General features: G+C 32.2%; 9 protein-coding genes. 6 read left to right on the top strand and 3 right to left on the bottom strand.

Annotation, left to right across the window (positions count from 1 at the left end):
• Positions 1–24: 24 nt before the first annotated feature.
• A complete protein-coding gene (locus LQ668_RS03260) occupies positions 25–1,470 on the bottom strand; it encodes a carbon starvation CstA family protein (RefSeq protein ID WP_119634567.1) in 1,446 nt (481 codons plus the stop codon).
• A 205-nt stretch (positions 1,471–1,675) separates the two neighbouring features.
• Here LQ668_RS03260 and fdhF point away from each other — a divergent pair, with 205 nt between their 5' ends.
• The 4 genes from fdhF to LQ668_RS03240 all read left to right on the top strand — a co-directional run bounded on the left by fdhF (position 1,676) and on the right by LQ668_RS03240 (position 7,436).
• Positions 1,676–4,615: a formate dehydrogenase subunit alpha gene (gene fdhF, locus LQ668_RS03255; RefSeq protein WP_218702965.1), complete on the top strand. Its 2,940-nt coding sequence runs from the start codon at positions 1,676–1,678 to the stop codon at positions 4,613–4,615.
• Positions 4,615–5,085 (top strand): helical membrane plugin domain-containing protein, encoded by a 471-nt coding sequence (locus tag LQ668_RS03250; RefSeq protein WP_107509908.1) that lies wholly within the window; start codon positions 4,615–4,617, stop codon positions 5,083–5,085. The genes fdhF and LQ668_RS03250 overlap by 1 nt, the downstream gene beginning before the upstream one ends.
• 139 nt (positions 5,086–5,224) lie before the next feature.
• Positions 5,225–5,992, top strand: a complete 768-nt coding sequence (locus tag LQ668_RS03245; RefSeq protein WP_218702966.1) for an N-acetylglucosaminidase — start codon at positions 5,225–5,227, stop codon at positions 5,990–5,992.
• Positions 5,993–6,308: 316 nt separating this feature from the next.
• On the top strand, positions 6,309–7,436 hold the full coding sequence (locus LQ668_RS03240; RefSeq protein ID WP_078357031.1) for an FAD-dependent monooxygenase: 1,128 nt from the start codon (positions 6,309–6,311) through the stop codon (positions 7,434–7,436).
• Positions 7,437–8,088: 652 nt separating this feature from the next.
• Here the strand turns inward: LQ668_RS03240 and LQ668_RS03235 are convergent.
• Positions 8,089–9,636, bottom strand: coding sequence for a solute symporter family protein (locus tag LQ668_RS03235; protein WP_078357030.1), 1,548 nt, complete (start codon positions 9,634–9,636; stop codon positions 8,089–8,091).
• Positions 9,633–9,944: a DUF485 domain-containing protein gene (locus LQ668_RS03230; RefSeq protein ID WP_218703076.1), complete on the bottom strand. Its 312-nt coding sequence runs from the start codon at positions 9,942–9,944 to the stop codon at positions 9,633–9,635. The genes LQ668_RS03235 and LQ668_RS03230 overlap by 4 nt, the downstream gene beginning before the upstream one ends.
• Positions 9,945–10,205: 261 nt before the next feature.
• On the opposite strand from LQ668_RS03230, the gene LQ668_RS03225 reads away from it, so the two are divergent.
• Positions 10,206–11,225, top strand: a complete 1,020-nt coding sequence (locus LQ668_RS03225; protein ID WP_078357028.1) for a methionine ABC transporter ATP-binding protein — start codon at positions 10,206–10,208, stop codon at positions 11,223–11,225.
• Positions 11,225–11,884 carry a methionine ABC transporter permease gene (locus LQ668_RS03220; RefSeq protein ID WP_078357027.1) on the top strand — a complete coding sequence of 220 codons (660 nt, stop codon included), beginning with the start codon at positions 11,225–11,227 and terminating at the stop codon, positions 11,882–11,884. The genes LQ668_RS03225 and LQ668_RS03220 overlap by 1 nt, the downstream gene beginning before the upstream one ends.
• Positions 11,885–11,896 lie beyond the last annotated feature (12 nt).

The raw sequence follows: 11,896 nt of genomic DNA, 5'->3' as shown, positions 1-11,896 counted from the left end.
TAATTGTCTCAGCCTCTTATCTATTTATGATGTATATAAGTCGCTAGTTGGTGAAGGGATTGTACTTGGATTTGTTTGTTTTAAAATAGCTCTAACATATAATGATGCGATGACTAAGAATACAATTGCTCCGCCTATTATTGAAGTTTGGTAAGGAAGTGAAAGTCCTTCTGGAGCATATAATACATATACACTTATGGCACCAGTCATAAATAAGGCGGGTATTCCTGCTACTAAATGATTTTTACTGTATCTCAACAAGTAACTAACACTAACCCAGAGCATCACGGTAGCTACTATTTGATTAGTAAATCCTACATATCTCCATAAGAATGAATAATCAATAGTTGAGAGGAAGAATGCGGGTATACCTACTGCAAAGCTTGCTGAAATCATGAGTACTTTTGGTTTGATAGTTACTTTATCTTTCACAAAATCTTCTATAATCATTCTTGAGCTTCTAAGTGCTGTGTCACCAGTAGTAATTGGGAGTATAATGATACCTAAAAGTGCAAGTATACTACCGAATGGTCCTAATAGTTCTACTGAAATCTGATCGACTACTCCAGCTGGTCCGACTGATTGTAATTTTGCAGCTAATCCTTCTGTGCCACCAAAGAAAGTCATCCCTGCAGCAGCCCAGATCAATGCAATTACACCTTCAGAAATCATAGCACCATAAAAAACTTTTCTACCTTCTGACTCATTTTTAATTGTTCTAGAAATAATTGGACTTTGAGTACAATGGAATCCAGATATAGCACCACATGATATAGTCACCATAAGTAATGGCCATACAGGAATACCACTTGGATGTAAATTATGAACTGTAATTTCTGGTATATGTTTTCCACTGAATATTAAGGCAACAACTACACTTACAGCCATTACTATTAAAATAACTCCAAAAATAGGATAAATTCTACCTATAATTTTATTTATAGGCAAAATTGCAGCAAGTATAAAGTATGTAAATATAATAATTAAAGCTACCAAAAATGATATTGGTGTTTTACTAGCTAAAAGTTGTGCTGGTCCAGCAACGAATGCTGCAGCAACTAATACCATCAATACTACTGAAACGACATCAGTAAATGCTCTTGTAACTTTTCCTAAATAATGTTGCACAAGCATTGGGAATTGTGCACCGCCATGACGTAAACTTAGCATACCTGAGAAGTAATCATGTACACCTCCAGCGACGATACATCCTACTACAATCCATATGAATGCTACAGGTCCATATAAAGCGCCTGCAACAGCTCCAAAGATTGGACCTAGGCCAGCAATATTAAGTAATTGAATCATCCATCCTTTCCAAGCTGGCAATGGAGTGAAGTCCATATTATCTTGCTTACTATATGCAGGTGTTTCTTTTTGAGGATATATTTCGAATACACGTTCTATGTATTTTCCATAAAAAACATAACCTAAAATCAGTATGATGATGCTCGTGATTAAAGTAATCATATGTAAACCTTCTTTCAAGATGAGAATATTGATAGATTATCAAAAAACGGGGAATCAATCAATAAGAATTTAGAAATTTCTGATAATTTAAAAAAATGATAACCCTTAGTATTATTTGCAATTGTAAAATTACAAAATTATAATCAAAGATAAGTCGTATGAATATGACTTTTATGGGCAGAATTAAATAAAGGGGGAAATCAATATGCAAGAGCATCAAATAGTAACTATTGATGGTAAAGATTTTCTTATAGAAGAAGGGATGCGACTTTTAGATTTTATAAAAGCAGAGAAACTATCTTTTGTTCCTTCTATTTGTTATAACGAGTCACTTGGACCAGTAGAAACTTGTGATTCTTGTATTGTTGAAGTGAATGGGCAGCTTCAACGTGCATGTAGTACTATGATTGAAAATGGTATGGTTGTGAATACACAAATTGAGAAAGTGAAATCGGCTCAAAAGCAAGCATTGGACAGAGTGCTTGAAAACCATGAATTATATTGTACAGTTTGTGATTATAATAATGGTGATTGTGAAATTCATAATACTATGGGTGAATTTGGTTTAGAACATCAATCTACGCCTTTTACTTCAAAAGGCTACGAAAAGGACTATGGTGCATTTTATAGATATGATCCTGATCAATGTATTTTATGTGGTAGATGTGTTGAAGTATGCCAAGATGTGCAAGTCAATGAAACTTTAACAATTGATTGGAAGAGAAATGAGCCAAGAGTAATTTGGGATAACGATAAAGCGATTGATGAATCAAGTTGTGTGAATTGTGGTCAATGTGTAACAGTATGTCCTTGTAATGCTTTAATGGAAAATAACATGTTAGGTAAAACTGGTTATATGACCGACCAAAAACCTGGACTGCTAAGATCTATGATTGAACTCACTAAAAAAGCTGAAACGGGTTATGGACCATTGTTTGCTATATCTGATTCTGAAGCGGCAATGAGAGAAGAAACGATTAAGAAAACTAAAACAGTATGTACATATTGTGGTGTAGGATGTTCGTTTGATGTTTGGACGAAAGATAGAGAGATTTTAAGAGTTTTACCTCATGAAGATTCACCTGCAAATCATATTTCAACATGTGTTAAAGGGAAATTTGCATGGGACTATGTGAATTCTGAAGAAAGATTAAAAAAACCACTCGTAAGAAAAGAAGGATATTTCCAAGAAGTTGAATGGGATGAGGCATTAAGCGTAATTAGCAATAGATTTTCTCAAATAAAAAATCAACATGGTAAAGATGCTTTAGCATTTATATCTTCATCTAAATGTACAAATGAAGAATCGTATTTAATGCAAAAGTTATCTAGACAAGTTATAGGTACGCATAATGTAGATAATTGTTCTAGATATTGCCAATCACCTGCAACACAAGGTTTATTTAGAACAGTAGGCTATGGTGGAGATTCTGGATCAATAGAAGATTTAGAAAAAGCAGAGATGGTTATTACAGTAGGTACGAATACTGCAGAGGCACATCCAGTAATAGCAAGTAAAATTAAGCGTGCACATAAACTATTAGGTCAAAAGCTCTATGTATTTGATATTAGAAAGCATGAAATGGCTGAACGTGCAGATAAATTTTACAAGCCTACACCAGGTACAGACTTAATATGGCTTTCAGCAGTGACGAAATATATAATCGACCAAGGTTGGCATAATAAAGCATTTATTTCAAAATGGGTAAATGACTTTGAATCATATTATGAAAGTTTAGATTCATTTACTTTAGAATATGCTGAAAATAAAACGGGTATTAGCCAAGATGAATTAAAACATATTGCCAAACAAATTACTGACGTTAATTCGGTAGCGATATGTTGGGCAATGGGTGTGACTCAACATCGTGTTGGAAGTGATACAAGTACAGCTATTTCTAATCTATTGTTAATTACAGGAAATTACATGAGACCAGGTACAGGTGCGTATCCATTGAGAGGACATAATAATGTTCAAGGATGTAGTGATATGGGAAGTATGCCAAATACATTCCCTGGATATCAAGATGTATCAGATGATGAAATTAGACATAAATTTGAAGAGGCTTGGAATGTTTCCTTAGACTCTGAAAGAGGATTAGATAACCATCAAATGATAGATAGTATTCATGAAGGAAAGCTGCACTCACTGTATATTAAAGGTGAAGATACAGGCGTAGTCGATGCAAATATCAATTACGTAAGATCTGCTTTTGAAAAAATTGATTTCTTAGTCGTTCAAGATTTATTTTTATCAAAAACTGCAGAATTTGCTGATGTTGTATTACCAGCCTCTCCATCATTAGAAAAAGATGGTACTTTTACGAATACAGAACGTCGTATTCAAAGAATTAACAAAGCATTAGAACCGCTTGGGGATTCTAAACCTGACTGGGAGATTATACAATTAATTGCTCAATCACTTGGTGCAGATTGGAATTATAAGCATCCAAGTGAAATATGGAATGAAGCACAAGAATTAATGCCATTAGTTAAAGGTGTAACTTATGATCGATTAGAAGGCTTTGATAGTTTACAATGGCCAATGAATGATGATGGTACAGATACACCATTGTTATATACAGAAAGATTTAATTTCCCAGATGGAAAAGCAAGACTTTATCCATTAGAATTTAATGTTGAATCTAAACAAACAGAAGAAATGTCATTACATGTGAATAATGGACGAGTGCTTGAACACTTCCACGAAGGCAATATGACTTACCAAGTACCAGGATTAAAATATAAATTACCAAGAAACTTCTGTGAAATTTCGAAAGAACTGGCTGAAGAACATGGTATAGAAAATGGTGCAAGAGTAAAAATAACTTCTAAAGTAGGTACTACTGAAGTGAATGTTCAAGTAACGGATAGAGTGACAGGAAATTACATTTATATTCCATTAAATGACCAAAATGAAGGTGCTCCAAACTTTGTAACAGACAGTGATGTAGATAAAGATACGAATACACCAGCATACAAAGATAATTACGCTAAACTAGAAGTCATTACTAAAAAAGGGGAATCACCAATTCCTAAGCATAATTCACGATTTGGTCATAGACAACCACAAATTAGTGTAAGAGTCCAAGATAAATGGGAACAATCAAGATACACTTTCCCAGGTAAAGGTGGCGATAAATAATGGGTGAAAGAGTAAAAGTCATAAAACGTATGAATAAGCGTAAAGAATATATAATAGAAGAAAATATGAATGAACTAAAAGAACGATTAGCTGATCGTAAATTAGCAATCGAAAAAGGGATAGATATCCTTGATGCACTTGAAGAAGCTCAAGCACTAGATGCATTTCATGCCGCAATTGTACAAAGAAAAGTTATAACAGGTAACTTAGTAAGTGAACTAAATAAAGAACAATACGAAGGAATTGTAGGTAATCTCGGGCAAATGTTATTTTTACTAGGAGAATTAGATATAGAAGAGACTTCTACATTCGTAAAAAAAATTAATAATGGCATGAAAGTAGCCAACAGAGCAAATCCAAATAAGAAAACATCTATAACTGATTTACTTGGTGCATTAAAAGATCCTGAAATTAATCAAAGTGTAACATTACTACTTAACTTCTTAAGAGGTATGAGTAGAAGTGAATAATTAGTAGGCTGAGACAATTAATTGTTTCAGCCTCTTTTTATCTTAAATATTATTTGATTGAAATTTGAGAAAATATAAGATAAGTTTAAACAGTAACATTGCTTATATAAATAGAAAAGGTGTGAGTATCATTAACTTTTTGAAAGATAGGTTCTCTTTAATATTAGGGCTCATTATTATTATTATATTTATTGTTTTACTATTTATTTTTGAGTCTCCTTTTTTTAAAGATCACCAAACACATACTTATGAAGAAGCGCTTGAAATTCAAGTACAGAGTGACGCGCCTGCTGTAACGCAAGAAGATAATAAATTTGTGTATGCTGATGAAAAAGAGATAGATAAATATATGGATGTTGAAAAAAGTAAAACTGATTTTCAATTCATTGATATTTCAGAGAAAGTCGATATATCTGAAAAACAAGTTAAAGATATTTTGAAAGATAAGGGTGTACTTAAAGGTAAAGAAAAAGCTTTTATGAATGCTCAAGAAAAATATGATGTGAATATAATTTATTTACTTAGCCATGCTTTTATAGAAACTGGTAACGGTAATTCAGAATTAGCAAGTGGCGTTAAAATGTCTAACGGAAAGAAATTTTATAACTTTTATGGTATTGGTGCTTTTGACCAAGATGCAGTTGAAACAGGTAGTAGTTATGCTCGTAAAAAAGGATGGACTTCACCTGAGAAAGCAATACTTGGTGGAGCTGAATTTGTGAAGAAAGACTATATCAGTAATGGTCAGAATACATTATATAAAATGAGATGGAACCCATATAATCCAGGGCAACATCTATATGCAACTGATGTAAGCTGGGCAACTAGTATAGGTAAAATTATGGAAAGTTATTATGATGACCATAATTTAAAAAAATCAAAAGTATATAAAGATTACTACAAATAACATTAGGGTTGGGACAAATTTATGTCTCAGCCTTTATTTTGTATTCAAATCTACTTTTATGACTATTCTTATAAGCAATTTTGCTGAAAATTGCTTATACTGCATTACTTAAAAGCACACTTGGGTAAAGCATGTGCATAACAATTAAAGTGACAGGAAAAAGCTTGATATAATCAAACTTTCAATCCAGTTATCTACTGCTAATATAATGATCAGAGGCTGGGATAAATTTATGTCTTAGCCTCATTTATATACTTGTTCATGTTAAAATGTAGTTATATAATTAATTTTTATTTCAAAGAAAGTAGTGAACAAAATGAAAATTGCTGTAATTGGAGCAGGTATTGGTGGACTGACTGCTGCTGGATTACTTTGCCAAACTGGGCATGATGTTTCAGTATATGAAAAACGAAATAGTTTAGATCAAGTAGGTGCAGGTTTAGGAATTGGAAGCAATGTACTAAAAGCACTGAAACAATACAAAATGGCTTATGCTATTGAACAAGAAGGCGCATCTTTAAGAAAAATAGAAATTAGATCTGACTTAGATGTGTTTTTAAATTCATTAATAATGAATCAAGATGAGCATGAAAATATAACGATTCATAGAAATGTACTCCATGAAATTTTAAAAACTTATGTACCATCAGATCGTATATATTTAAATCATGAATTAAAAGAATTTAAACAAACAGCAGACACGGTTCGTCTATATTTTGAGAATGGCGTTGAAGAAAAGTTCGATTTAGTCGTTGCTGCTGATGGTATTCACTCGAAAGTTAGAACGAATATTTATCCGAAAGCAATACCTAAATATGCTGGATACACTTGCTTTAGAGGTGTTGTAAATGAAAATTTAGATATTGAGCAAGAAGTAGCATTAGAATATTGGGGTCATAAAGGGAGATTTGGAATTGTTCCTCTAAAAGATAATGAACTTTATTGGTTCTGTACAATGAATGCTAAAGAAAATGACTTGAAATTTAAATCATTTGAAAAACCACACTTACAAGCTTACTTTAACCAATTCCCTAATGAAGTAAGGAAAGTATTAGATGCTCAAGAAGAATTAGGTATATTGCAACATGATATGTATGATTTAGCACCATTAAAATCATTTATATCAGGAAGAGTTGTTCTAATAGGTGATGCTGCACATGCTACTACACCTAACATGGGACAAGGGGCAGGACAATCTATAGAAGATGCAGTGACATTAACTAATTTAATAAATGATAGAGATATTGAATCAGCACTGAAACGTTACGATAAATTAAGAACGAAGCATACTAAAAAGGTGATTTTAAAATCAAGAAAGATTGGTAAATCAGCACAAACTTCAAGTACATTGAAGATTAAAATAAGAAATAATATGCTAAAAAGATTATCATCAAAATCATTAAGTAAAAAAGTGAAATTTCTGCAGAAAGCTAAATTAGAATAAAATCTGCTCTGAAGCTATTTGTTTAAATATAGTTATAGAGAGAACACTTCGATATAGAACTGTAATTAAAACAGACGATTTTGGGACATAAATTCTAACTCAAAATAAATAAGCATATCACTTAACTGATTTTTTAAAAGTTTATAGTGATATGCTTATTTTTTATAATACTTTACGATTTTGTACGTGCATGCTTGCCTAGGGGTATGGTTCGAGCCTGTAGTCTCTCACGCATACGATTCCCTCAGGCGTCCGCACTACAAAATCGTTACTAATGATCTATTTTTATATGCATTTTTTCTACGATTATACTTATAAGTGATGCGTTAAAAGCAGATTTAGGTAAAATTGCTGATAAGAAGTCCATTAAAAGCAATTCTAGGTAAAATAGCTGATAAGGGTGTGTTAAAAGCAATTCTCAGTAAAATAGCTGATAAGAGGTCCATTAAAAGCAATACTAGGTAAAATAGCTGATAAGGGGTGCGTTAAAAGCAGATTTAGGTAAAATTGCTGATAAGAAGTCCATTAAAAGCAATTCTAGGTAAAATTGCTGATAAGAGATACAGTAAAAGCGGATTTGACTACAAAATGGAGGCTGAGACAATTTAATTGTCCCAGCCTCGTCTGTTTTTTGATAAAAATCATTTCTATCTTAATGTGAAATATCTGAAGTAGATATACCTGTAGCTGCCTTAACTTGTACTTCTCTGAATTTATCATGAGATTCAGTCTTGCCTAAGAAGGTACCTAGGAATGCTCCTAAGAAACCTGCTGGTACTGAAATAATAGCAGGATTAGATAACGGGAAGATAGGTGACATTGTAATAAATGCTGTTCCATCAGGATTCATGACATTAGGGCTTAGTATAACAAGTACTAATGAAACAATTAGACCTACAGCTATACCGACAATTGCACCTTGAGTATTAAATCTCTTCCAGAATATTGTAAATACGATTACTGGTAAGTTTGCACTAGCTGCAACACAGAATGCTAGTGATACTAAAAATGCAACGTTTAAGTTTTGAGCAAATAGTGCTAATACAATTGATATTACTGAAACAGCTAAAGAAGCTAATTTAGCGGCTTTCATTTGTTCACGTTCTGTTATTTTCCCTTTTTTAATAACTTGCCCATAAATATCATGTGCAAATGCAGATGCCCCAGTCAGTACAAGACCTGCAACTACAGCTAAGATAGTGGCAAATGCAACTGCTGAAACAAATGACATTAAGAAATCTCCACCTAATTTAGCAGCTAATAACGGTGCGGCCATATTACCTGCAGGGTTAGCAGCAATGATTTCTTCACGAGTTAATAAAGCTGCAGCACCGAACCCTAAGAATATAGTTAATATATAAAAAATACCGATAATCCAAGTTGCCCACATTACAGAGGATCTAGCTGTTTTTGCATCTTTAACTGTAAAGAAACGCATAAGAATATGTGGTAAGCCTGCTGTACCAAATAATAAAGCTATAATTAGCGATATATTATCTAATGGAGGTTTACCTTGTGAACCTGGATTAATAAAATCTCCTTTAAAGTCGGCGGATTTGATGTTTTGCATCTCTCCGAACATTGTAGATATGTTGAAATTAAAATGAAGTAAAACTAAAAACGTGATAATAACTGTACCAATCATCAATAACACAGCTTTAACCATTTGTACCCAACTTGTTGCAGTCATACCTCCAAAAAGTACATATATAGTCATCATAATTCCAACTAATATGACAGCTAGTATATAAGGAATACCAAACAGTAATTGAATAAGCGCGCCAGCACCAACTAACTGTGCCAACATATAAAAAATAACGATTGTGATTGATGAAACTGCAGCCATTGCTCTAACTTTCTTAAGTTCAAACCTTGCTGCGATCATATCAGCTAATGTATATTTACCTAAGTTTCTTAATGGTTCAGCAACAATATACAATACGATTAGATAAGCTGTTAAATAACCGATACTATAGAAGAAACCATCAAAGCCCCATAATGCAATTGCACCTGCGATACCTAGAAATGATGCTGCTGATAAGTAATCACCAGCAATAGCTAAACCGTTTTGCCATCCTGTAAGGCCTCCACCTGCTGTATAAAAGTCATTAGTCGATTGAGTTCTTTTAGATGCAAAATATGTAATAAATAATGTAATGCTGACAAATATTAAAAACATTATAACTACTATTGGATTCATCTTTGTTGCTCCTCTCTATATGTCTTTAATAATGCTTCAGCATCTTTATCAAAAGATTTAGCTTTACGCATATATAAAGTTACAAGTGTCCAAACCATAATAAAAAGCAATAGTGCATAAATCCATGCCCATGAAATATTCCAAAATGCGATGTTATTTAAGAATGTTGTATAACCGGTTAATACTGGGAAAAGAAGTGTAGCAATAATAAAGAAGATAGAAATAGGAAAAATAAAAGCATTTCTTTTTTTAACAAGTTCTTTAAATTTCGGATCATTCGCTAAAAGTTTATAATCATGCTCTGCCATTAAAATAACCCCCTTTTATTTAAATGTAAAAATACATCTTAGGTTTCATTTTATTAATATGTCACAAAATTGTCAATAAAATATTGTTAACGCTTACATTAATTAAAAAGTATATAGTAATTGGATTTCAATAAATTATGAGTAAAAATACTATCTTAAAATAAGAATATTTAGAAAAATTTGAAATTTAGTGTTGACGACAATGATAAACATCAATATAATTCTTATCATATTAATAAGAATTCGAAGGGATAATTGCATATGATAGAGTTTAAAAATGTTAATAAGGTTTTCCAACAAAAGAATTCTAAAATACAAGCATTAGAAGATGTAAGTTTTAAAGTTGAAGAACAAGATATATTTGGTGTTATAGGGTATAGTGGCGCCGGTAAAAGTACTTTAGTAAGGCTTGTAAACGTGTTAGAAGAAAAAACATCAGGAGAAGTTATTGTAAATGGGCATGACATCAATCAATATTCAAAAAAAGAATTGCAAAGTGTAAAAAAGAATATTGGTATGATATTTCAGCATTTTAACTTATTAAATTCTAAAACTGTATTTAATAATGTTGCGATGCCATTAGTTTTACAAGGAACAAATAAAAGCAAAATTAAAGAAAAAGTTGATGAGTTATTAAAATTTGTTGGATTAGAGGATAAAGGAAAGCAGTATCCAAATGAATTATCAGGAGGACAAAAACAAAGAGTAGCAATTGCTAGAGCACTGGTAACGGATCCAAAAATACTATTATGTGATGAGGCAACTAGTGCGCTTGATCCAGCAACTACGGATTCCATTTTGAAATTGTTAAAAAGAGTCAATGAACAATTTGGCGTTACGATACTATTAATCACTCACGAAATGAGTGTTATTCAAAAAATATGTAATAAAGTTGCAGTAATGGAAAATGGGAAAGTGATAGAAATAGGACCGGTATTAGACGTCTTCAGTCATCCTCAGACACTAACTGCAAAGAACTTTGTCTCGACAGTAATTACAACAGATATTTCGCCGAATTTACGTAAATTAATTCCAGAGAATCAGAATGCAACAGACATTAAGTTATATATAGATGGAGAGCAAGTCACACAATCTATAATTAATGATTTAATTACTAAGTATCACGTTCAAATTAATGTCTTATTTGCCTCAATGTCTGATATTCAAGGTATTCCAGTTGGGTATTTAACATTACGCTTAAATGGAGAGCAAAAAGCAATTCAAAATAGTTTTCAATATTTAAATGAATTAAATATTGAGTTTGAGGAGGTTGAAGCATAATGTTTGGCTCATCATTAGATTCATCCCAATTATTAGATTCGATATATCAAACGTTATATATGGTAACAGTATCTTTAGTGATTGGTGCTTTGATAGGTATTCCATTAGGTATATTACTCGTTATAACAAGAAAGAATGGTATTTGGGAGAACAGTATTATCTATTATGTTCTCAATCCAATTATAAATATTTTTAGATCTTTACCTTTTATTATTTTATTAATTGCAATCGTACCATTCACAAAATTAATTGTAGGTACATCCATAGGTACATCGGCTGCGATTGTACCATTAACAATATATGTAGCACCATACATAGCTAGACTAGTGGAGAATTCATTATTAGAAGTAAATGCTGGTGTTATTGAAGCGGCTCATTCTATGGGGGCATCACCAATTCAAATAATTAGATATTTTTTATTACCAGAAGCTTTAGGTTCATTGATTTTAGCATTAACAACATCAATTATAGGATTGATTGGTGCTACAGCAATGGCAGGAGCTGTTGGAGGTGGCGGTATAGGTGATTTAGCACTTGCATACGGCTATCAAAGGTTTGATACGATCGTTATCATAATTACAGTTATCATACTAGTTATTATGGTACAGCTCATCCAATCTTTAGGTAATGTGTTATCTAGACTTGTTAGAAGAAGTTAAGTTATTAATTAT

This window comes from Mammaliicoccus sp. K-M42, from assembly GCF_022386375.1.
GTDB lineage: Bacteria > Bacillota > Bacilli > Staphylococcales > Staphylococcaceae > Mammaliicoccus > Mammaliicoccus fleurettii.
Note: the sequence above shows the minus strand (reverse complement) of the source record. Positions and strands in the feature narration are given on the sequence as shown.